Origin of the sequence: Bradyrhizobium sp. LB11.1, from assembly GCF_040549385.1 — a bacterium.
Taxonomy (GTDB): Bacteria; Pseudomonadota; Alphaproteobacteria; order Rhizobiales; family Xanthobacteraceae; genus Bradyrhizobium.
The window spans coordinates 429,402-451,852 of the sequence record NZ_JBEPTH010000006.1; the positions used below are offsets into that span (position 1 = coordinate 429,402).

Sequence of the window (22,451 nt, forward strand, 5' to 3'; positions counted from 1 at the left end):
CAACACCGGTTTGCAATGCTCAAGAACGTTCTCGTCACCGGCGGCGCCGGTTATGTCGGTCATGTCCTGGTCCCCCGCCTGCTCGCCGACGGCTACAATGTCACCGTCTACGATCTGCTGTTCTTCGGTTGCAGGCTGCCGAACCATCCGAACCTGCGCGTCGTAAAAGGCGACATCCGCGACACGGCGAAGCTTGCCACGTATCTCCACGGCCAGGATGCGGTGCTGCATCTCGCCTGCATCTCCAACGATGCGAGCTTCGAGCTCGACGAGAATCTCTCCAAGACCATCAACTACGACTGCTTCGAGCCGATGGTGATCGCGGCGCGCAAGGCCGGCGTGAAGCGCTTCGTCTATTGCTCGACAAGCTCGGTCTACGGTGTCAGCGACGCGCCCAACGTGACCGAAGAGCATCCGCTGGTGCCGCTGACGCTTTACAATAAGTTCAAGGGCATGTGCGAGCCGCTGCTGTGGAAGCACAAGGCGGACGACTTCACCTGCGTGACGATGCGGCCCGCTACGGTCTGCGGCTACAGCCCGCGCACGCGGCTGGACCTTTCCGTCAACATCCTTACCAACCACGCCGTGAACAAGAGTGTCATCACCGTGTTCGGCGGCAAGCAGATGCGGCCCAACCTCCATATCGAGGACATGGTCGACGCCTACCGGCTGATGCTGACCGCGCCGCACGACAAGATCCACGGCGAGACCTTCAATATCGGCTTCGAGAACCATTCGATCGCCGACCTCGCCACCATGGTGAAATCCGTGGTCGAGGCCAACGGCCGCCGCGCGATCGGCATCGTCACCACGCCGTCGGACGACAATCGCTCCTACCACGTCAATTCCGACAAGATCCGCCGCGTGCTCGGCTACGCGCCGGCGCGAACGATCGAGGACGCCATGCGCGACCTCACCCGCGCCTTCGTCAACCATCTGCTACCGAACAGCTTTGACGACGACTGGTATTACAACGTCCGCACCATGAAGAAGCTCGGGGCCAGATGAGTGCGCATCCCACCGCACTGGTGACAGGTGGCGCCGGCTTCATCGGCAGCCACATGGTCGAGCTGCTGCTGGCGCGAGGCTACCGGGTGCGTGTCATCGATAATCTGGTCGGCGGCCGTGAGGCCAACCTCGCCGCGCATGCCAATAATCCCGATCTCGTCTTCGACCGCGGCGACATTCGCGATGTGCAGCCGGGCGGCGCACTTTTCCGCGACGCCACCCGCGTGTTCCACTTTGCCGGCATTGGCGACATCGTACCATCGATCGAATCCCCGCTCGACTACATGTCGGTGAATGTTCAGGGCACGGCGCAGGTGCTGGAATGCGCCCGACAGGCCAATGTGCAGAAGCTCGTCTATGCGGCATCGTCCTCCTGCTATGGACTGGCCGCGACGCCGACCCGCGAGGACCACTCGATCTCGCCGCAATATCCGTACGCGCTGAGCAAATACCAGGGCGAGCAGGCGGTGCTGCACTGGCACGCCGTGTACAAGCTTCCGGTCAACGTCATCCGCATCTTCAATGCCTTTGGCACGCGCTCGCGCACCTCGGGCGCCTATGGCGCGGTGTTCGGCGTTTTCCTGCGGCAGAAGCTCGCCGGCAAGCCCTTCACGGTTGTCGGTGACGGCACCCAGACGCGCGACTTCGTCTATGCCAGCGACGTCGCGGACGCCTTTTTGCGGGCTGGCGAGACAGAGCTGACCGGCAATATCTGGAACCTCGGCGCCGGCAATCCGCAATCGGTCAACCATTTGGTGGCCCTGCTCGGCGGCCCCGTGATCCACATCCCGAAGCGGCCGGGCGAGCCGGACTGCACCTTCGCCGACATCGCAAAGATCCGCCGCGAGCTCGGCTTCGAACCGAAGGTGAGTTTCGAGGAAGGCGTCCGCCGCATCCTGGCGGAGATTGATTATTGGCGCGACGCGCCGCTCTGGAACCCGGACTCCATTGCTGCGGCGACGTCGGCGTGGTTCAACGCTCTGGCGACCAAGGGAGCGCCGGCATGATGGACGATGCGACGCATCGGATGGTGAGCCACAAGCTGAAGAGCGCGGCCGAGATCGCCGCGCTGATCGGCCGCCGTCCGCGCGCGCTCAAGGTCATCATGTGCCACGGCACGTTCGACGTCGTGCACCCCGGCCATGTCCGCCACCTGCTCTACGCCAAGAGCAAGGGCGACATCCTGATCGCGAGCCTCACGGCGGACGCGCATATCCTGAAAGCGAATTTCCGGCCCTTCGTGCCGCAGGAGCTCCGCGCCTTCAACCTCGCCGCGCTCGAGGCCGTCGATTACGTGATGATCGACCCGAAGCCGACGCCGATCGACAACATCCGCCTGATCGAGCCCGACATTTTCGCCAAGGGTTACGAATACACGGCAGCCGGGCTGCATCCGCGCACGGCCGAGGAGAAGGAAACGGTCGAAGCTTATGGCGGCGAGCTGATCTTCACGCCCGGCGATATCGTGTTCTCGTCCTCGCATATCATCGAGACGTCGCCGCCTTCGATTGCGACTGAAAAGCTTTTGACGCTGCTCTACGCAGAGCATCTCGATTTCGACAGCCTGCGTGGCGTGCTCGACCGATTTCACGATCTGCGCGTCCATGTGATCGGCGACACCATCGTCGACACCTATACGCGTTGCGCGGTGATCGGCGGCGGTACCAAGACGCCGACCATGAGCGTGCGCTTCGAGGAGAAGCAGGATTTCGTCGGCGGCGCCGGCATCGTCGCAAAGCATCTCGCCAGTGCCGGCACAAAAGTAACCTTCTCCACCGTGCTCGGCGACGACGCGACCGCGGAGTTCGTCAAGCAGGACCTTGGCGCTACTAACATCGATTTCCACGCAATCGTCGATCCAAACCGGCCGACGACCAACAAGGACGTCATCGTCGCCGCGGGCCACCATCTGCTCAAGGTCGACCGCGTCGACAACCGGCCGATCCCCGAGCGCATCCTCCGCACGCTGGTCGATCGCATCGCGTCGGTGGAGGCCGACATCGTCGTGTTCACGGATTTCCGCCACGGCATCTTCAACCGCGAGACCATTCCGCATCTGGTCAAGGCGATCCCGAAGACCGCATTCCGGGTCGCCGATTCACAGGTCGCCAGCCGCTGGGGCAACATCCTCGAATTCCAGGGATTCGATCTGATCACGCCGAACGAGCGCGAGGCGCGGTTCGCGCTTGGTGATCAGGACTCGGTGGTGCGCCCGCTCGGCACCGAGCTATACCGCCAGGCCCACTGCAAGACGCTGCTGCTCAAGCTCGGACCACGCGGCCTGATGGCGTTTCGCGGCGAGCCGAAGAGCGACGAGGACGTCCGCTCCTTCTTCGCCGTCGACAGCTTTGCCGACAACGTCGTCGATGCCGTCGGCTCCGGCGACGCGCTGCTCGCCTATGCCGCGCCGGCGATGTTTCTCACCAACAACGCCGTCATGGCCGCTGTCCTCGGCTCGCTCTCTGCCGCGGCAGCGTGCGAACATCAGGGCAATGTCCCAACCGAGCCGAACGACATCCTCGACAAGATCGACCGTCTTGAGCGACAGGCACAGTACCGCTGAGGCCCCGATGAAAGTCATCGTCGTCGGGTACGGAATTCAGGGCCACAAGCGCTTCAGGGTCGCAGGCGAAGACGCGGTCGGGATCGTCGATCCCGTCGCACCGGAGGCCAACTGGCGACGGCTTGAAGATGTTCCTGTCGACCGCTTCGATGCAGCGATCGTCTGCACGCCGGACGCCCCAAAGATCGAATTGCTGCGCTACCTGCTCGAACGTGGCAAGCACGTGCTGGTGGAAAAGCCATTGTTTGCGGACGGCGAGAATGATCTTCGCACGCTGGAAGCGCTTGCCCGCCGGACCTCCGCGCTATGCGTCACGGCCTACAATCACCGCTTCGAGCCGCATTTCGTGCGGATGCGTGACCTACTGCAATCGGGGCAACTCGGCTCCGTCTATCGCTGCCGCATTTTCTACGGCAACGGCACCGCGCGGCTGGTGCGCAACTCCGCCTGGCGTGACACCGGCGATGGCGTGCTCGGCGATCTCGGCTCGCATCTGCTTGACACCGTCCGCTTCTGGTTCGGCGACGTCGCCGACAACTTCCGCATCGTGTCGGCGGAGCGGTTCGAGAATCGCGCGCCGGATCATGTCGTGATCGCCGCGGAAGGCCGCCCGCAGATCGAGCTCGAGATGACGCTATTGTCCTGGCGCAACCATTTCACCTGCGACGTCTTCGCCGAGCACGGCTCCGCACATATCGAATCGCTGTGCAAATGGGGCCCGAGCAGCTTCATCCACCGCACCCGCGTGCTGCCGAGCGGCCGTCCGCCGGAGGTCAGCGAGATCCTGGTGCAGGATGACCCGACCTGGGCACTCGAATACGCCCACTTCAGGCAGCTCTGCGGATGCGCTGAGACTGACCTTTCCAATGACATCTGGCTGCATCGTACGCTGACGCGGCTCGGCCACGAATCGCAGGCGGGGCGCGGCGCATGACCCAACCCCGTATCGCCTATGCCGGTATGACCCATCTCGGCCTCTGCTCGGCGATCGCCGCGGCGGCCCAGGGTTTTGCCACGCTCGGCTTCGATACCGATGCGTCTTTGACCAGCCGCATCGCGGCGGGCGATCTGCCGGTGCGCGAGCCCGGGCTCGACGACCTCCTGCGCGCGCATCGCGGACGCATCGATTTCTCTGCGGACGCTGCGGCGCTACGCGACCGCGACCTCGTCTATGTCGCGCCCGACGTGCCGACCGACGGCACCGGCGTCAGCGACCTCAGCGGCATCGATGCCCTGCTCGATTTCGTGCTCGCCAACACAGGCGACGATGCCGTTATCGTCATCCTCAGCCAGGTGCCGCCGGGATTTACCCGGGCACGGCAGCATCATGGCCGCACTATCGTCTACCAGGTTGAAACGCTGGTGTTCGGCCGCGCGGTCGAACGCGCGACGAGACCTGAGCGTTTCATCCTCGGCTGCCTCGATCCGAACGCAGCATTGCCGGCCGCCTGGCAGAGGTTTCTCGAAGCCTTCGGCTGCCCATTGCTGCCGATGCGGCTGGAGAGCGCCGAGCTTGCAAAGATCTCCATCAACTGCGCGCTGGCAGCGTCCGTTACCACGGCCAACACACTCGCAGAACTTTGCGAGCGCGTCGGCGCTGACTGGTCTGAGATCGCGCCCGCGTTGAAGCTCGACGCGCGCATCGGGCCGTATGCCTATCTCGCGCCGGGGCTTGGGCTCGCTGGTGGCAATATCGAGCGTGATCTCGCCACCGTGATGCGGCTCTCGGAGCAACACGGCACCGATGACCGCATGATCCGCGCCATCGTCGCCAACAGCGCTCATCGCAAGGATTGGGCGCGGCGCGAACTGCACAAGGCGTTGCTGGCGATGACGCCGCAGGCCCGGATCGGTGTGCTTGGCCTCGCCTACAAGGAAAACACGCATTCGGTGAAGAATTCGGCGGCGCTGGCACTGATCGCGCAGCTCGCGGCATGGCCGGTGCGTGCGTTCGATCCGGCTGTGCCGTCCTCCGCTGGGTCGCATCCGAACCTGACAGCCGCATCGAACGCGCTCGACGCAGCGCGCGATGTCGATGCGCTCGCCATCATGACGCCCTGGCCGGAGTTCCGCGAACTCGCGCCCGCAGACCTTGCGCGCATCATGCGCGGGCGGCTGGTTCTCGATCCCTACCGCGTGCTCGATGCCGCCGCCGCACACGCAGCCGGGCTCGATTATCGCACGCTCGGCGCGAGCGCCACGACACACACTGGATGATGCCTATGGCCGAAGTGAACCTCCTCACCAAGCTGCCGCGCGGCAAGCGCAATCTCTCGGCGCGCGCCACCGCCAAGACCGAGGAGCACATCCGTATCTCCCGCGAATATGGCGAGACCTATTTCGACGGCCCGCGCGAATATGGCTATGGCGGCTATCGCTACGACGGACGCTGGGTGCCTGTGGCGCAGGATTTCATCACGCACTTCTCCCTCAAACCCGGCGACCGCGTGCTCGATGTCGGCTGCGCCAAGGGTTTTCTGGTCAAGGACTTCATGATCGCCTGCCCCGAGCTCGAAGCGTTCGGCCTCGACATTTCCCGCTACGCGCTGATGCATTGCGAGGTGGAGACGACCGGCCGCCTGCACCTCGGCAACGCGCTGGAGCTGCCGTTCCCGGACAACAGCTTCAGGTGCGCGATCTCGCTCAACACCATTCACAATCTCGACCGCGCCGGCTGTCTCCAGGCACTGAAGGAAATCCAGCGCGTGTCGGGTGGACGGGCCTTCGTGCAGGTCGATTCCTATCGCACGCCGGAGCAGAAGGCGGTTTTCGAGGAATGGGTGTTGACCGCCCGCTTCCACGACTATCCCCAGGGTTGGATCGCGCTGTTTAACGAAGCCGGCTATACCGGCGATTATTTCTGGACGATCATCGAGTAGGACGAGGACGCTTTCATGACGCAAGCCAGCTTCGATGCAAAGGCGGCGCGGACGCGCTGCCAGCGCTACCGCCGGCGCATCCTCGACATCTCACAGCGAGTCTCGGCCCTGCACATCGGCGGCGCCTTCTCCTGCACCGAGATCGTCGATGGCATCTACAATGAGCTGATGCACCAGCCCGGCCTGTCCTCGCCTGACACCTTCCTGATGTCGAAGGGCCACGGCTGCATGATCCAGTATGTCGTGCTGGAGGAGCTCGGCGTGCTGACGCGGGCCGACCTCGACGCCTATTGCACGCCCCACGGCCGCCTCGGAGTGCATCCGGATTACGGCAACCCCGGCATCGAGGCCTCGACCGGCTCGCTCGGCCATGGCCTGTCGATGGTGGTAGGGATGGCGCTCGCCGAGCGCGGCAAGCGCCGCGACGGGATGATCTATACCGTGCTGAGCGACGGCGAGACCCAGGAGGGATCGACCTGGGAGGCCGTGTTGATGGCATCCTCGCTGAAGCTGACCAACATCGTCGCCTTCATCGACAACAACGACTTTCAGAGCCTCGGGCGCACCTCCGAGACTCATCCCTCGCTTTATCCATTGGGTGCGAAGTTCGAGGCGTTCGGCTGGGAGACCACTGAGATCGACGGTCACGATCCCGCATCGATTTATCGCGCGGTGTCGACGCGCAGAGGCGACCGGCCGCTGATGGTGGTGGCGCGCACCACCAAGGGCAAGGGCGTCAGCTACATGGAGAACGCCCCGATCTGGCACTACCGCTCGCCGAACAAGGACGAGTATGCTCAGGCGCTTCGCGAGTTGGAGACACAAGCGTGAGAAATACATTTTCCGAGACGCTGTACGCGGAGGCGACCGCCAACCCGGACGTCTATATCGTCGTCGCCGACATTTCGCCGGCCGGCAGCATGGCAAAATTCTCCAGCGAATACCCCGAACGCTTCATCAATGTCGGCGTCGCCGAGCAAAGCATGATCGGCATCGCTGCAGGCCTCGCCCTGAAGGGCTGCCAGCCCTTCGCCTACACGATCGCAACCTTCAGCCTCTATCGTCCGTTCGAGATGATCCGCGACGATCTCTGCTACCAGAATCTTCCCGTCACCGTGGTCGGCATGGGCGCGGGCGTGATCTATTCGACATTGGGCGGCACGCACCATACCCAGGAGGACATCGCGATTGCCTCCGCACTGCCCAACATGCAGGTGCTGGCGCCCTGCGATCCCCTCGAATGCATCGAGGCCACCCGCTGGTGCGCGCGGCAGAAGACCGGACCAGTCTACTTGCGCATCGGCAAGGCCGGCGAGCCCGTGCTGACGGCGCAGGCCGAGCCCTGGCAGTTTGGCAAATTGCGCTACCTACGACGGGGCAGCGATATCTGCATCCTCACCTACGGCGTGATCACGGCGATGGCGGCTGAGATCGCCGAGAAGCTTGCGGCCGAGGAACGTTCGGTCTCGCTGGTCTCGGCGCACACGCTAAAACCGCTCGACCGCGACGGCATCACTGCCGCCCTGCAGCAGCACCGCCACGTCGTGGTGATCGAGGAGCATGCGCCGCAGGGCGGGCTCGCCTCGCAGGTGAAGCAGATCGCGTGGGACGTCCGCGCCACCTGCCGGCTCGATACCTTCACGCTGCAGGACGCGTTCATCCACAATTACGGCTCGACCAACGATCTGCTCGCGGCGCACGGCCTGTCGCCCGAACGGATCCTGGCCATGATCGGTTGAGGGCGGACGATGCGCGTGCTCGTGACCGGCGTCTCCGGCTTCTCGGGCAGCACGGTGGCGCGCCGGCTCGCAAACGGCGGCCACGATGTCGTCGGGACCTATCGCCGAGAGACGGATTTTCTTGCGGGCTTGCGCGACGTCGTTCGGCTTGAGCTGATCCGGACAGACCTGACCGACGCGGGAAAGCTCTCCGGCCCGTTCGACGCCATCGCGCACACCGCCGCGACATCGCCGGGCCGGGGAGTCGATGTTGCGGCGCTGGTTCACGACAATATCGATGCAAGTTTTGCGTTGATCGAAGCGGCCCGGCGCTGGGGTGCCAGCCGCTTCATCTTCTTCTCGTCGCTCTCTTACTACGGCCGGATCGAGCAGGACGTCGTCGACGAGGCCACGTCGGTGCGCGATCCCGACGCTTATGGCGCAACGAAACTCATCGTCGAGCAGCGGCTCGACGAGCTTGCCGGCAACCTTTCCTCGCTGGCGCTACGCCTGCCCGGCATCGTCGGCCCGGGCGCGCATCGGCATTGGCTTGCAAGCGTGGCGTCGCAGCTGTGCGCCGGCGAGCCAATCCGCGCCTTCCATCTCGACCGCCCCTTCAACAACGCGGCCCATATCGACGATATCGCCGCGCTGGTACTCACGGTGCTGGCGCGCGAAGCCTGGGGCGGCTTCGACGCCGCGGTGCTCGGTGCCGCGGGATCGCTGACGGTGCGCGAGACCATCGAACGCCTTGCGCGGGCGCTGGAGGTGCCGGCCAAAATCGAGGAAACCGCTCCGACCAACACGTCGTTCACGCTCTCGATCGCGCACGCGATCGCGCGCTACGGCTACCAGCCAACGGAGATCGGTGCGCTGATCGATCGCTACGGCCGCGAGATCGGCGGCGGCTAGGCGCGATCGTTCTCGCGATAGCAGCCCTTGCAGACTTCGGGGATACGGCCCTCGCGGTGATCCCTGCGAAACGTCTCGTAGGCCTCGCCATGCCAGATCGCGACCAAATCCTCGGCATTGCCGAGATCGACCACCTCAGGATTGGCAATGGTACAGCAGGGAACGACACGCATGTCGGAGGACACGTAGAGCCGTTCGAACGGCCACGGGCAGAGCTTGTCGGTCTTGCGCCAGCTATATTTGTCGGTGACGTTCCAGAACGCCACGCGTACGCCGAGCTCTCGGCCGCGTGCCATCAGCCGGTCGCAGAGCTCCTCGGTGAAGGCGTTCTCCGCGACGATGTCGCGCAGCGCCTCTCCCCATTTATCCTGGCCCCAATTGGTGAGATCGAGCGAGAAAGCCAGGCTGGTGAAGCCCGCCTCGGCCGCGAGCTCGACGAAGGCCGGCAGCTGATGCCGATTGGACTGCTGCACCACCACCCACATCTTGGTGCGGTCGACACCGATCTCGCGAGAATAGGCGTTGATCAGCTTGCAATTAGCGATGACGCGTGAAAACACTGAGCCGCGGCGGATGCTCTCGAACGTCGCTTCGTCGGCACCATCGATCGAAATCTGAACCTCATTCGGATCGGCGTCGATCAGCCGGCGATAGTTCTCGCGCAGATGCAGCAGCGAGGCATTGGTGGTGGTACGCACCCAGATCTCGCGCTCGCGCGCATGGCGCAGCATGGCGAGATAGGCGTCGCCCTGCATTAGCGGCTCGCCCATGCCCTGGAGCTTGATCTCGATCAGGCCGTATTGCTGGTCGAGCAGCGCCTTGAAGCTCTCGAGCGGCATGTCGCCGGCGCGCTGGCCTTTGTGCCAGTCGCTGACCTGGCACATCGTGCAGCGGAAATTGCAGCGGCTGACATTCTCGATGTCGAGCTTGATCGGCAGATAGTCGACGATTTTGCGATCGGTCCGCGCGCGCAGATAATTTTCGTAATTGGCGCGCCGGCGCGGATCGAAGGCCAATGCGCGCTCGCGCTGAGCGACGTAGGCGGCAGAGCCCATCGACGGTTCCGGCGCCGGTAGGTTGCGGAGGAATGCGGCGTCGGCCACGTCGCGCTGCGTCGAGGCTGGTCGTTCGATCGTATCGGCGTCGTGAGCCATTTGCGTCCGTCGCGGCGGGATCCCGGGGAGCCGGGATGTCTGGGCAGAACGCAAAACTGATTCGGGTTAAAATCGACCATCATTCGCGCGGCGTGGCAAGGGCTGGCGCGGCCGCCCCGTACAACTCCGGTGGAACGACGCGACCGCACTCAGATCACGTAGAACCCGTGCGTGCCGTCGCGGCGGAGCTGGTCGACGAGGCCGTATTCCCAGTCGAGATAGGCCTGCATCGCGCGCTCTGCGGTGTCGGTTCCCTCATAGGGGCGACGATAGCGATGCGCCGGATCGGGCTTCGGCAAGACCAGCGGCGGGCCGACCTCGAGCGGGCCGGCATAGCCGCCTTCGAGCACATAGACCTCCCAGCCCATCTGCGCGAGCCAGGACGCCGTCATGTCGGCCCGCACGCCCTTGTCGTCGGTCAGGAGAATGCGCGCGCCGCGTACCGGTGCTGCCATGTCGGTCTCCTGCACCAGTTGACCGCCCGGATAGTGGCGGAAGCCCGGGAGATGACCGGCCGCATATTCCTCGGCGTCGCGCACGTCGAAGCGATAGAGCGTGCGATCGGTCTCAGCGTCCAGCGTCGATATCTCGTTCGCGCCGATATGGCGGGCGCCGGCGCGATAGGCGACGTCGCGGGCATTGGCCGGGCCGCCCTCGAACGACCCGATTGCGCCTCGCCGGGCAGCCCCATGAGCGAGCGTGTGCCGCGCCAGCGTCCAGCCGATCGTGCCGTTGCGCAGCGCCCGCACCTTGTTGGGTACGCCGGCGTTGATCAGCGATTGAGTGCCGATGATCGAGCGGGTGCGGCCCGCGCAATTGACGATGATGGTCGTGTCGGGATCGGGCGCGGCCTGTCCGGCACGCAGCACCAGCTCGGCGCCTGGCACGCTGACCGAGCCTGGAATATTCATGGTCACATATTCGTCGAAGCGGCGGACGTCGAGAATGGCGATGTTAGCCTTGTCTGCGATCAGTTTAGCCACTTCGTCGGCGCTGAACGACGGCGTGTGACGACGCGCCTCAACCAGTTCGCCAAACGCTTTGGAGTAGGAATTGACGTCTTCGAACACCTCATAGCCCGCCGCGCGCCACGCCTTCAGCCCACCATCGAGTGCGCGAACATCGGTGTAGCCGAGCGCCGCAAGGCGTTCGGCGCCTGTCGCAACCAGCCCCTCGCCGTCATCGAAGAGCACGACCGGAACATCCTTGCGCGGCAGCCTCACCGCGGCCTCGATCGCGATCCGATCGACGGCCATGTTGGCCGCGAACAGCGGGTGGCCTGTGGCGAACGCAGCCTCGTGCCTGAGATCGAGCAGCGCGATCTCCTCGCGGAGCAGCAGCGCGCGGCGGATATCGGCGGGTGTGACGGTCGAAAGCTTCATGGGGCGAACCTTGAGCGAGAACAGGCCAAGGGCTTTTGAACGATCGCGACGGGCTTGGCTAGCCTTTCGCGCTACAGCTCACTCGCCCGGAACCAGCCGCCCGAGCGGCTGCTGCGCCGGACGGTGCAGCTTGCGGCGCGACAGGTACAAGAGCACGCCAGTGATCGCGAACAACGGCATCAGCGCCGCGGCGATCATGAACGCAAGCTTGCCCGGCCAGCCCATCACCGCGCCGCGATGGATGTCGAGCACGCCCGCGATGGCCTTATCACCCAGCGTCTTGTCGGCATAACGCTCCGCGGAGATCACCTGGCCGGAGACCGCATCGACGCGAAATTCGTCGCGCATGGACTCGAGCGTGGAGTCCTTTGGCCACGACCGGATTCGCATCACCGTGCCTGGCCCAGCCGGGAGGGTCAGCTGCGCCCTGGCGAAACCGCCGCTCTCCTCATGCTGGAGGGTCGACCATGCGCGATCGAATCCGACCGGCTGAGCCGGTTCGGCGCGTCCGGCTGGACGCGGTTGCTTCGATTGCATCTTCGCCGCCGCCACCTGCGGACGCGACAGCAGCCATGCCACACCGCCCTTGTACCAGTCGAACGAGTACCAGAGCCCGGTCAAGGTCATAACGAGATAGACCGGCAGCACCCAGGTGCCGATGATGGCGTGCAGCGAGCGATACAGGCCGCGGCCACTGAGCCCGAGATTCGGCTTCAGCCACACCTTCACACTGCTTGCCCGGCGCGGCCAGCGCAGCACGAGACCCGAGATCAGCATCACGATCAGACCCAGTGCGGCGAAGCCCGTAATCTGGCGCCCCCAGCCCTTGGCATCGCCGGGAATGAGCAGCCAGCGATGCAGCCTGCGCACTGTTGCGAAGAACTCCTCGCCGCGCGGGACACCAAGCACGTGGCCATCATAGGGATCGACATAGAGCGAGGACGGCCGTGCGCCCTGCTCGTCGCGTGCGAAGCGGACATGCACCGCCGCCGACGGATCGCTCGACAGCATGATGGCCGCAACCTTGCCGGCATCCGGCACCGCCTTCAGCCGCGCCACCAGCTCATCCGGCAGCAGCGCCGGCGTCATCTGTGGCGCGACCTGCATGATGCCGGCATTCAGATGGTCGACGATCTCGTCCTCAAAGCTCATGATCACGCCGGTCAGCGCGATCAGGGACAACAGCAGCGCGATCACGAGGCCGGCAATGGAATGGACCTGGAGCAGCGCCGCCTTGATTGTGTGCCCGAGCCTACTCATCGAAGCCCGCCTTCCTGATGAGCGCGATGGCGGCTCGCTGGGTCCGACCGATCTCGTCGATCGGCAGCGCATCGGCGGTGAACGAGCCCATTTTGGCAACGATCGGCGCGCGCTCTGCCGAGGCCAGCACGGGATATTCGAGCTCGGCGGCCGCAAAAATTCGTTGCGCCGCCGGCGTGACCAGGAACTCCAGGAATTTTTGCGCGCCGGCGATGTGCGGCGCGTGTTTCGCGATCGCCGCAGCGGTGAGGTTCACATGCGTGCCGCCGCCCTTGAAGGTGGTCGGAACTGCCTTGACCGCCGTCGACCAGGCGCGCCAATCGGCCCCTTCCCGTCCGTCGCGCAATTGCGCCAACGCCACGGTGTTGCCGATACCGATCTCGCACGTCCCTTGCGCGACCTCGCGGATCACATCATTGTCCTTGCCATCAGGCTTGTGGGCAAGATTGGCCTTCAGACCAGCGAGCCAGGCCTCGGTCTCCGCTTCGCCATGATGAGCAAGATAGGCGGCGACAAGCGCGACATTGTTCTGATGCAGCAGCGAACGCATGCAGAGCTTTCCGCGCCATTGCGACCCCGCGAGGTCTTCATAGTCGATCGCCGTGATCACACTGTATTTGCGAGACATGACCACGCGCGGGCGGATGGCAAGCGCGATCCACTGCGAACTGCCATCGCGAAGATTGGCCGGAACGGCCTGTTCGAGACGTGGCGACGTGATAGCCTGTGTCCGGCCGCCAGTAGCAAGCTGGGTGGTCTTGTCCAGCCCGATCGTCAGCAAGACGTCGGCGGGCGATGCTTCGCCTTCCGACGCCAGGCGCTTGACGAGACTGTCCTCGACGAAGACGATGTTCACCTCCGTGCCGCTCGCTTCCGTGAAGGCCGCGACAACAGGCGCAACCAGGGCAGCCTCCCTGGTCGAATACAGCGTGATCTCCTCGGACCAACTCGCACCTGTGGTGGAAAGGCAAGCAGACGCCAACGCGAACACGATCGCGATGGCTTTGCGCCGCATCCCCATCGCTAAAACTTCACCGTTGCCGATAGTGAGACGCGGCGCGCATCACCGATCGCGACGTTCAGATTGTTGACGGCGGAAGGATAGTAGACAGTGTCGAACAGGTTCTTGACGTTGAACTGATAGATCACTGGCGTGCTCTGGTACTTCGTCTCATATGTCGCGAAAATATCGGCGACGACATAGGACGGCAGGAGGAAACTATTCGTCGAATCGCCGGGACGATCGCCGACATAGCGCGCACCGCCGCCGAGGCGGAGCTGGCCCGGCAATGCCGTGCCGAAGTCGTAGACCAGATAGAGCGAGGCCGTGTTCAAGGCGACGTTTTGCAGCTTCCTGCCGAGCAACGTCAGATCCTCGGACGCCGTCACTCGCGCGTCGGTATAGCCATAGCTACCGATCAAGGCCCAGCTATCGGTAAGCCTGCCGGTGACGTCCAGTTCGACGCCCCGCGAGTGGGCACGGCCGACAGTGTGAATCTCCACGATTCCCGCACTGTTCGTCTGCGTCGTCTGCACGTTCTTCTTGTCGAGATCGTAGAGCGCCAGCGTACCGGAGATGCGCTTGCTCAAATCGAATTTCACACCGGTCTCGTACGACACGCCTTCTTCGGGCGCAACGTTTGAGCCGACCATGATGCCGATCGGTGCGATGGTCGAGTTCGGCTTCAGCGACTGGGTGTAACTCCCATAGAGCGATATCTCGTCGGTCAGCTTGAAGATGACGCCGCCGAGCGGGAGCACCTTGTCTTGTGACACGTTGGTATTGGTGACGAACGGCTTTCCGCGGCCGGCCATCTGATCGTAGTCCATGTAACGCACGCCGCCGACCAGCGCTAACCGCTCGGTCAAATGCAGCGTGTCCTGGACGAACATCGACCACTGGCCGAGCTTGTCGGTTTGGGCACTGTCGGAGTTCGACACTGTCATACCCGGTCCGATCAGCCCATACACCGGACTGTATACGTTGATGGCCGGCGTCGCCTGCCGGATCAGATTGTCGCGGTAGATGGTGCGATACTGGCCGTCGCCGCCGAACACCACGTCGTTGCGCATGTTCCCGAGCCAGAAGCCGCCCGAGACGTAGGACGTTCCGTAGCTGACGTTGCTGAGCGAGCCCCGAGTGCCGTCATTGCTGCGCGTCTCGACGCCGGTCGTGAAGTTGAGGGTGGAGATACGGAGCTGGTTGGCGCTGAAGGTTTCGGTGTTGTAGCTGTAACCGGCGTAGAGTTTCCAATCCTGATTGAAACGGTGCTCGACCGAGGCTTGCATTAGGTCGGACGTCCCCCATGTGTTGTTGAAGGGCTCGTCGAGCCGGCGCGTGGTAGGGACCGCCAGCGGCGCCTTGGTCACCGAGTTGAACGCCGTGCCGCGATCGAACGGATAGATGAACTCACGATGTTCGTAGTTCAGTTGGATCGTGGTGTCCTGACCGTACCAGGCCAGTGACGGCGCAACCAGCATTTCGCGATGGCGGCCGAAATTGCGCCAGTAGTCTTCGCTGACGCCGTAGCCGACGAAGCGATAGGCCAGCCCCTGGTCGCCGATCGGACCGGTGACGTCGAGCAGACCGTCGGCGCCGGTCTTCGAGGCGCTGAATGCGGAGCCAAGCAGCGTGACCGAACCGTGTTGATAGAGCTCGGGCCGCTTGCTGATGGTGTTGACGATGCCGCCGGGATCCATGATGCCGTAGAGCAGCGAAGCCGGCCCCTTCAGCACCTCGACGCTCTCGACCGCGGAATTGAAGCTGCGGCCCTGCACCAGCGGCATGCCGTTGCGCATGATCGAACCGTCGCGGTTGTCGCCAAAGCCGCGGCGGATCACCGCGTCCTGGCTGCCCGCGAGCGTGTTGGTCTGAGTAACGCCGGAGACGTTGATGAGCGCATCGTCGATATTGCGGGGGAGCTGATCTTTCAATACCTGCTCGGGAACGACGTTGACGGCCTGCGACGTATTGAGCGGCGAGGCGCCGCTACGCAACGTGGTGGAGTTCGGCATCGCGCGATAGCCGAGCTTTGCCGCTTGTTGCGCGGCCGCTTCAGTGGCGGCGCGCTCCGACAACGTCGGTGTGGCGGGCGCGGTGGCAGTTCGATTGCGCTGACGCGGAACAGCCTGCGTTCGCCTTTCCGATGCTCCCGAAGCGCGTGCCGAATTCGGCCGCTGCGTCGGCGCATCCACATTCACCGGCGGCAGCGCCGTTTGCGCCCGCACGGCGTCGAACGGATATTCGGCGAGCAGCACGGCCGCTCCGATGAGAAGGCTAGCGCGGCTCTTGCCGACGCGATTTCGATGACCACTGACGCGAGGGCCATCCACAGGAGCACGCACTTTCGATTCACTTCCAAGTCATTGCATTGAAGTTGGCGCATCTATCAGCCGCACCGATTAAAGAGAACATGGCCGCCGCTTGAATCGCTCTAGTGTTGAATTGTTCTAAGAGCTGGAACGATCGCGCGAGCTCCCCGCCGCAGGTCGGCGTCGCCGGCTCACGTCTTTTTGTTCAGATTAACTGAACAGAAGATCTTTACAGTCTACCTTCATATATGCAATTCACTCCGCCATGATCAATTCGTCGGACCAACGCCCGTCCGCGCGCGCAGGCGCGCTTGCAGAAGACCTTCGTTCGCTGGTCGGAAAGCTGAAGCGCCGGCTGCGCGAACAGACAGGTCCGGAGGATTTGACGCCGTCTCAGGTGTCCATTCTGCTTCGCCTGGAAAAAGATGGCCCCGCCACGGTGTCGAGCCTCGCGCGATCGGAAAAGATGCGCCCGCAATCGATGAGCACCGCGGTCGCCGCTCTTCTGGCCGCAGACCTGATCAGTGGCGCCTCCGACCCGGAGGACGGCCGCCAAACCATCCTATCGCTGACCAAGGCTTGCCGCGACTGGATCCGGGCCGGTCGCGCCGCTCGGCAGGATTGGCTCTCGCGCACGATTTCGGCACGGCTTTCACCGCGAGAACAGGACGAACTGGCCGCCGCAGTCGCCCTGCTCAAGCGCCTTGTCGACGATTGAAGCGGCCCCGCCGCGACCGCACGCGGAACACGCGGCGGCCGAAAGGACACGATCATGGCTCTCACAATGCTCGACCCGATCACCGCCCTCATTGTCGTCGACCTGCAACGCGGTATCGTTGATCTCGCTTCCGTCCATTCCATCGGAGACGTCGTAGCGCGCGCCAGCACGCTGGCTGCCGCGTTTCGGCAACATCGTCTGCCGGTCGTGCTGGTCAATGTCGCCGGCGGAGCGCCGGGCCGTACCGAGCGGCCGCGCCCTGGGCACCCATTCCCCGACGGATGGACCGATCTCATTCCCGAGCTCGATCGACGGCCCGATGATATCGCCGTGACCAAGCGGACATGGGGCGCATTTGCCAGCACCGATCTCGATAGCCAGTTGCGGCGGCGCGGCGTCACGCAGGTCGTCATTGCCGGCGTCGCCACCGGCAGCGGCGTCGAGTCCACCGCGCGGCAGGCTTACGAGGCGGGCTTCAATGTCACCCTCGCCACCGACGCTATGACCGATCCGCACCTGGAGGCGCACGACTACTGCATCGCAAACGTCTTTCCGCGGCTCGGCGAGAGCGGCTCGACGCAGGCGATCATCGATCTACTGGCAACAGGGGGCATGCAGGCATGAACTGGCTTCATCTCGTTTCCTATTTCTTCGGGGGCGCGTGTCTGGCGAACACCATTCCGCATCTCGTCAGCGGCCTGCGCGGCGAACCGTTCCAGACGCCTTTCGCAAAACCGCCGGGAGAAGGGCTGTCCTCGTCAACGGTCAACGTGCTCTGGGGCTTCTTCAACCTCGTCGTCGTATATCTCCTCGTCTGTCGTGTCGGAGAGTTTTCACTGCTGGATAAGGGCGATGTCGCCGCGCTTGGGTTCGGCGCCCTCGCGCTCAGCCTGTTTTGCGCGCGGCAGTTCGGCCAGTTCCACGGCGGCAACACGCCAACGGGGTCGTGAGCGTGCCGGGCGCGGGCACGTTTCGCTCACTGCGGAACTACAATTACCGCATCTGGGCTGCGGGCGCGCTGGTGTCCAACACGGGCACATGGATGCAGCGCGCCGCACAGGACTGGCTCGTTCTCACCGAGCTCACACGGCACAATGCGTCGGCCGTCGGCGTCGTGATGGCGCTGCAGTTCGGACCGCAGCTCCTGCTGATGCCGTGGACGGGCTATGCGGCCGACCATTTCAACCAGCGACGGCTGCTGGTCGCAACCCAGGCGACGATGGGCTTGCTGGCGCTGGTCCTTGGCCTTCTCACGGTCACCGGCCTGGTGCAGCTCTGGCACGTCTACGTGTTCGCCTTCCTGTTCGGCTGCGCCGCGGCTTTCGACGCCCCGGTACGCCAGACATTCGTGGCCGAGCTCGTCGGCGACGGCGAGCTCTCCAATGCGATCGCGCTGAACTCGACGTCCTTCAACGCCGCACGGATGATCGGGCCCGCGGTCGCAGGGATCGTCATCGCCTCGATCGGCACCGGATGGGCCTTCCTGCTCAACGCTACGTCCTTCATGGCGGTGCTCGGATCGCTCGCCTTGCTGCGCACCTCGGAGCTTCGTCCCAACGCACGGGCGCACCGGACCAAGGGCGGCATGACGGAGGGCTTTCGCTACGTGTGGTCACGCAGCGATCTCAGGGCGATCATGATCATGCTGTTCCTGATCGGCACGTTTGGACTCAATTTTCCGATCTTCATCTCGACCATGGCGGTCAGCGTCTTCCATACCGACGCGCGCGGCTTTGGCCTGCTGTCGTCGACGATGGCAGTCGGCACGATCTCGGGTGCGCTATTGGCCGCAGGGCGTGCCCAGCCGCGGTTCGTCTCGCTGTTGCTGGGGGCCGCGGCTTTCGGGGTGGGATGCACGCTGGCCGCGCTGGCCCCCAGCTACTGGCTGTTCGCAGGCAGCCTTGTCCTGATCGGCGTCGCCGCCCTGACGGTCACCAACACCTCGAACGCCATGATGCAGCTCTCCACCGAACCGCGAATGAGAGGACGTGTGATGGCGTTGCGCCTCGGCGTCGCGCTTGGCGGCACGCCGATCGGCGCACCCATCGTCGGATGGGTCGCAGACAATCTGGGTCCGCGCTGGGCACTCGGCGTGGGCGCGGCGGCAGGCTTTGCGGCCGCGCTCGTCGCGGCCCGCGCCATGTCAACGCGCACCGCGGACGATTGCCGCGACTAAAACGCGCTCTTATGCGATGGCGGGGCTGGTCAGTTCGTCCAGCTTCGCCTTGAGCGCGGCGCCGTCAGACAGCGCACGCAGCGGCGGCCGCACGCGCAACCACCCGGCGTCACCAGTCTGCGCGGCGAGAATAGCCTTCAGCGTCGTCAGGAAGGATGGCGACTTCACCACGATGTCGACCGCCGCCTGCATGCGCGCTTCGACATCCTTGCCGTCGATCATCGCCTTGACAAGTTCGGGCGCGATGTTGGCCATGCCGCAGATGGTGCCGGCGCCGCCGCGGGCGATCGCACGCGCAATGTCGGTTTCGTTGCCGACGGTGATGGCCAGTTCAGGGGCAGCGGCACGGAATGCCTGGAACTGCTTGAAGTCGCCGCTCGAGTCTTTCAGACCCGCGACAACCTTGCCGTAACGCCTGCGCAGGTTCGCCGCGGCCGTCGTCGGGATCGCAACGCCGGAGACCTGCGGGATGTGATAGAGGTAGGCGCGCAGACGATCGTCGGCGACACCGTCGATGATCGCGGCGAAGGCATCCTCGATGCCTTCAGGCGTGACGCTGCGATCGAAATATGGTGGCAGATACAGCACGTGGCGCAGGCCAAGGCCGAGAACAGCGCGCGTCAGCGCAATGCCGTCACTGGTGGCGGGAAAGCCGCCGCCAATGCCGATGCGCGCCGCTGGCACACCCGCCTTGAGCACGGCTTCGATGGTCGCGATGCGTTCGCTGACATTGAACGAAGTGCCTTCGCCGGTCGTGCCGAACAGCACGACGCCGTCGACCCCCTTGCCGAACAACTGCTTGGCGTGAGCGGCAAGCTTGGCGGAGTCAACGCTGCCGTCCGTCGCCAGCGGCGTCGCCGACGCCACCCAGAACCCGCGAATCGCTTCCGTCATAGCATCACCCATCGTTGCGGCTCCCGGATCAGCCCTGATCTCCAATGAGCGCAAGGGGCCTACCGAGCCTCGTTTTTACTTTACTTTTTATCTTGTACCTTACATACAAGGCGGACGCAAATCCTTTCCGCCGTTACGGCGCAACCGAATCTACAGGAGGTCTCGCATGAACATGGTGACCCCCATTGGGCGTCCCGACCAGTTGCTTGGCGCACTCCGCGACAAGCTCGGCGCGGCCGCCGTGCTGACCGGTGGCGACGTTCCCGCGCGTAATTGCAACGACTGGAGCGCGAGCCTGCCGCAAACGCCGCTCGCGGTGATCCGCCCGCTCGACGCGCAGGGTGTTGCCGATGCGGTTCTCACTTGCCGGCAGGCGCGCCTGCCGTTCGTGCCACAGGGCGGATTGACCGGACTGTGCCGCGGCGCCGCGCCCGAACCGGGCTGGGTCGCGATCTCGCTGGAACGCATGACCGGCATCGAGGAGATCGATCGCGCCTCGATGACGATGACGGTGAAAGCCGGCACGCCGCTCGAGACCATTCAGAAAGCCGCGGATGAGGCCGGCTTTTTCTTTCCGCTCGATCTCGGCTCGCGCGGCTCTTGCGCGGTCGGCGGCAATCTTTCGACCAATGCCGGCGGCAACCGCGTGATCCGCTACGGCATGACGCGCGAGTTGGTGCTCGGCCTCGAAGTGGTGCTGCCCGACGGCACCATCATCACCAGCCTCAACAAGCTGATGAAGAACAATGCCGGCTATGACCTGAAGCATCTCTTTATCGGCTCCGAAGGCACGCTCGGCATCATCACCCGCGTGGTGCTGCGGCTGTTTCCGAAACCGCGCTCGACCATGGCTGCGCTGTGCGCATTGAAGGATTATGCCGCGGTGATCGCGCTGCTCGATGCGGCGCGCAGCGGGCTCGGTCCGCTGCTGTCGGCGTTCGAGGTGATGTGGCCGGACTATTGGGACGTGATCACGACGCGCGCCGGCGTCAAGCCGCCGGTCGCCGCCGGCCAGGGTCTCTATGTGCTGGTCGAGGCGCAGGGCACCGACGAGAGCGTCGATTCGCCGCGCTTTCAGGCCTGGCTCGAAGAGTTGATGGAGCGGGGGCTGCTCGCGGATGCCGCCGTGGCGCAATCGCTGGCGCAGACGCAAGCGTTCTGGCGCGTGCGCGACATCTGCGCCGAGTTCGGCCAGGTGCTGGGTCCGCACATCTCCTACGACATCGGGCTTGCGGTGGCGCGGATGGACGGGTTCGCGACGCGCTGCAAGGCCGCGCTCGCTGATGGCATCAAGGGCTGCGAGAGCGTCTATTACGGCCATATCGGCGACGGCAATCTGCACCTCGTCTCCTGGGTCACAGGCCTTCCCGTCGAACAGCAGCCAAAGGAAGAGATGGACGCGATCGTCTATGGTCTCGTGCGCGACATGGGCGGCAGCGTTTCCGCCGAGCACGGCATCGGCACACTGAAGAAAAAGTGGCTTGGACACGCCCGCAGCGAGGCGGAGATCGCCTTGATGCGGACCTTGAAGGCCGCGCTCGATCCGGAGCATCTGCTCAATCCCGGCAAGGTGATCTGAGAGCATCCATGCGCTCGCTGAAACTCGATACGCCGAGATCGCTGTCGCAGCGGGTGATGCTGCGGCTGCGGCAGGCGATCATCGACGGCGAGTTCGCGCTTGGCGCCGCGATCTCCGAAGAGATGGTGGCGAATTCCTTCGGCGTCAGCCGCACGCCGGTGCGCGAGGCGATGGGCCAATTGCAGGCGCAGGGGCTCGTGGTGATCCGGCCGCAGGTCGGCAGTTTCGTATTCACGCCGAGCGCCGAGGACATCAACGCGCTCTGCGCCTTCCGCATCGCGCTCGAGCCCAAGGCCGCGGAGTTCGCCTTCCGCCATGACCGCGACGGCGCAATCGCGACCATGAGCGAGGCGATCGCGGCGATGGAGCCGGCCGTCACGGCAAAAGACAACATCGCATATGGCCGCGCCGACGCCGCCTTTCACGAGGGCCTGTTCGCGCATTGCGGCAATCGCTACCTCGCTGAATCCTATCAGCTCGTCTCCGGCCGCGTCGCCGCGCTGCGGACCAACCTGACCTCGCCGATCGACGTGCGCACCCGCTCGTCATTCGATGAACATCGCAAGCTGCTCGATTTGTTCGCACGCGGCGCGCACGCCTCCTTCGATGCGCTGATGACCACCCACATCACCAATTCGGGCATGGTCTACGCCAAAGCCTTGAAGGTAGAGGCGCTGAAGGTGGACTGAGCGGTTCTACCGCCCGTCCTTCGACCCCGGCCTGTCCAGAAAATCCAGCGCGGTGTTGATCTGTTCGAGCTGGTGCTCGATTTTGTCGCGGTCCTCGACCGACGCCGCCTTCTCGAGCTGTTCCACAAGCTTCTGCTTCCGCAACAGCAAATTCTCTATGACTGTATTCACAGCTCCCCCATCGCCCGAGGCGACTATCGAGGCAAT

At 64.4% G+C, this 22,451-nt stretch carries 21 protein-coding genes; 15 read left to right on the top strand and 6 right to left on the bottom strand.

The features are described 5' to 3' along the window. The first annotated feature begins 15 nt into the window (after positions 1 to 15). The 9 genes from ABIA96_RS19125 to ABIA96_RS19165 are packed head-to-tail and all read left to right on the top strand — an operon-like array spanning position 16 to position 9,080. Positions 16 to 1,008, top strand: a complete 993-nt coding sequence (locus tag ABIA96_RS19125; RefSeq protein ID WP_354138583.1) for an NAD-dependent epimerase/dehydratase family protein — start codon at positions 16 to 18, stop codon at positions 1,006 to 1,008. After that, complete coding sequence (locus tag ABIA96_RS19130; RefSeq protein ID WP_354138584.1) at positions 1,005 to 2,015, top strand: NAD-dependent epimerase/dehydratase family protein; 1,011 nt, start codon at positions 1,005 to 1,007, stop codon at positions 2,013 to 2,015. The genes ABIA96_RS19125 and ABIA96_RS19130 overlap by 4 nt, the downstream gene beginning before the upstream one ends. Further along, positions 2,012 to 3,571, top strand: a complete 1,560-nt coding sequence (locus ABIA96_RS19135; RefSeq protein WP_354138585.1) for a PfkB family carbohydrate kinase — start codon at positions 2,012 to 2,014, stop codon at positions 3,569 to 3,571. Before ABIA96_RS19130 ends, ABIA96_RS19135 begins: the two co-directional genes overlap by 4 nt. 7 nt (positions 3,572 to 3,578) lie before the next feature. Next, positions 3,579 to 4,505 (top strand): Gfo/Idh/MocA family protein, encoded by a 927-nt coding sequence (locus tag ABIA96_RS19140; protein WP_354138586.1) that lies wholly within the window; start codon positions 3,579 to 3,581, stop codon positions 4,503 to 4,505. Beyond that, the gene (locus tag ABIA96_RS19145; protein ID WP_354138587.1) at positions 4,502 to 5,788 is read left to right on the top strand and encodes a nucleotide sugar dehydrogenase; all 1,287 of its coding nucleotides are present in this window, start codon (positions 4,502 to 4,504) and stop codon (positions 5,786 to 5,788) included. The genes ABIA96_RS19140 and ABIA96_RS19145 overlap by 4 nt, the downstream gene beginning before the upstream one ends. Positions 5,789 to 5,793: 5 nt before the next feature. Beyond that, complete coding sequence (locus ABIA96_RS19150) at positions 5,794 to 6,450, top strand: class I SAM-dependent methyltransferase (RefSeq protein ID WP_354138588.1); 657 nt, start codon at positions 5,794 to 5,796, stop codon at positions 6,448 to 6,450. A gap of 15 nt (positions 6,451 to 6,465) precedes the next feature. Next, on the top strand, positions 6,466 to 7,281 hold the full coding sequence (locus tag ABIA96_RS19155; protein WP_354138589.1) for a transketolase: 816 nt from the start codon (positions 6,466 to 6,468) through the stop codon (positions 7,279 to 7,281). Continuing rightward, positions 7,278 to 8,189, top strand: coding sequence for a transketolase family protein (locus tag ABIA96_RS19160; protein WP_354138590.1), 912 nt, complete (start codon positions 7,278 to 7,280; stop codon positions 8,187 to 8,189). Before ABIA96_RS19155 ends, ABIA96_RS19160 begins: the two co-directional genes overlap by 4 nt. A 9-nt stretch (positions 8,190 to 8,198) precedes the next feature. After that, positions 8,199 to 9,080 carry an NAD-dependent epimerase/dehydratase family protein gene (locus ABIA96_RS19165; protein WP_354138591.1) on the top strand — a complete coding sequence of 294 codons (882 nt, stop codon included), beginning with the start codon at positions 8,199 to 8,201 and terminating at the stop codon, positions 9,078 to 9,080. On the opposite strand, the gene ABIA96_RS19170 is transcribed toward ABIA96_RS19165, so the two are convergent. From ABIA96_RS19170 to ABIA96_RS19190, 5 genes are all read right to left on the bottom strand, one after another. Further along, on the bottom strand, positions 9,077 to 10,234 hold the full coding sequence (locus ABIA96_RS19170) for a radical SAM protein (RefSeq protein WP_354138592.1): 1,158 nt from the start codon (positions 10,232 to 10,234) through the stop codon (positions 9,077 to 9,079). The genes ABIA96_RS19165 and ABIA96_RS19170 overlap by 4 nt on opposite strands. 149 nt (positions 10,235 to 10,383) lie before the next feature. Further along, positions 10,384 to 11,616: a rhodanese-like domain-containing protein gene (locus ABIA96_RS19175; protein WP_354138593.1), complete on the bottom strand. Its 1,233-nt coding sequence runs from the start codon at positions 11,614 to 11,616 to the stop codon at positions 10,384 to 10,386. A 78-nt stretch (positions 11,617 to 11,694) separates the two neighbouring features. After that, positions 11,695 to 12,876 (bottom strand): PepSY-associated TM helix domain-containing protein, encoded by a 1,182-nt coding sequence (locus tag ABIA96_RS19180; RefSeq protein WP_354138594.1) that lies wholly within the window; start codon positions 12,874 to 12,876, stop codon positions 11,695 to 11,697. Beyond that, positions 12,869 to 13,891 carry an extracellular solute-binding protein gene (locus ABIA96_RS19185; protein ID WP_354138595.1) on the bottom strand — a complete coding sequence of 341 codons (1,023 nt, stop codon included), beginning with the start codon at positions 13,889 to 13,891 and terminating at the stop codon, positions 12,869 to 12,871. The genes ABIA96_RS19180 and ABIA96_RS19185 overlap by 8 nt, the downstream gene beginning before the upstream one ends. Positions 13,892 to 13,899: 8 nt before the next feature. Next, positions 13,900 to 16,221 carry a TonB-dependent siderophore receptor gene (locus ABIA96_RS19190; protein WP_354138596.1) on the bottom strand — a complete coding sequence of 774 codons (2,322 nt, stop codon included), beginning with the start codon at positions 16,219 to 16,221 and terminating at the stop codon, positions 13,900 to 13,902. 232 nt (positions 16,222 to 16,453) lie between these two features. Here ABIA96_RS19190 and ABIA96_RS19195 point away from each other — a divergent pair, with 232 nt between their 5' ends. From ABIA96_RS19195 to ABIA96_RS19210, 4 genes are read left to right on the top strand one after another with little or no spacing between them, the layout of a single operon-like run. Then, on the top strand, positions 16,454 to 16,906 hold the full coding sequence (locus ABIA96_RS19195) for a MarR family winged helix-turn-helix transcriptional regulator (protein ID WP_354138597.1): 453 nt from the start codon (positions 16,454 to 16,456) through the stop codon (positions 16,904 to 16,906). Positions 16,907 to 16,960: 54 nt separating this feature from the next. Then, positions 16,961 to 17,530 (top strand): isochorismatase family protein, encoded by a 570-nt coding sequence (locus ABIA96_RS19200; RefSeq protein WP_354138598.1) that lies wholly within the window; start codon positions 16,961 to 16,963, stop codon positions 17,528 to 17,530. Beyond that, on the top strand, positions 17,527 to 17,856 hold the full coding sequence (locus ABIA96_RS19205; protein ID WP_354138599.1) for a hypothetical protein: 330 nt from the start codon (positions 17,527 to 17,529) through the stop codon (positions 17,854 to 17,856). Before ABIA96_RS19200 ends, ABIA96_RS19205 begins: the two co-directional genes overlap by 4 nt. Further along, complete coding sequence (locus tag ABIA96_RS19210) at positions 17,853 to 19,082, top strand: MFS transporter (RefSeq protein WP_354138600.1); 1,230 nt, start codon at positions 17,853 to 17,855, stop codon at positions 19,080 to 19,082. The genes ABIA96_RS19205 and ABIA96_RS19210 overlap by 4 nt, the downstream gene beginning before the upstream one ends. Positions 19,083 to 19,091: 9 nt before the next feature. Here ABIA96_RS19210 and ABIA96_RS19215 read toward each other — a convergent pair whose 3' ends face one another. Further along, a complete protein-coding gene (locus tag ABIA96_RS19215; RefSeq protein ID WP_354138601.1) occupies positions 19,092 to 19,976 on the bottom strand; it encodes a dihydrodipicolinate synthase family protein in 885 nt (294 codons plus the stop codon). 166 nt (positions 19,977 to 20,142) lie between these two features. On the opposite strand from ABIA96_RS19215, the gene ABIA96_RS19220 reads away from it, so the two are divergent. Both ABIA96_RS19220 and ABIA96_RS19225 read left to right on the top strand, forming a co-directional pair. Then, complete coding sequence (locus tag ABIA96_RS19220) at positions 20,143 to 21,555, top strand: FAD-binding oxidoreductase (RefSeq protein WP_354138602.1); 1,413 nt, start codon at positions 20,143 to 20,145, stop codon at positions 21,553 to 21,555. Positions 21,556 to 21,563: 8 nt separating this feature from the next. Beyond that, positions 21,564 to 22,244 (top strand): GntR family transcriptional regulator, encoded by a 681-nt coding sequence (locus ABIA96_RS19225; protein ID WP_354138603.1) that lies wholly within the window; start codon positions 21,564 to 21,566, stop codon positions 22,242 to 22,244. Positions 22,245 to 22,451: the final 207 nt, after the last annotated feature.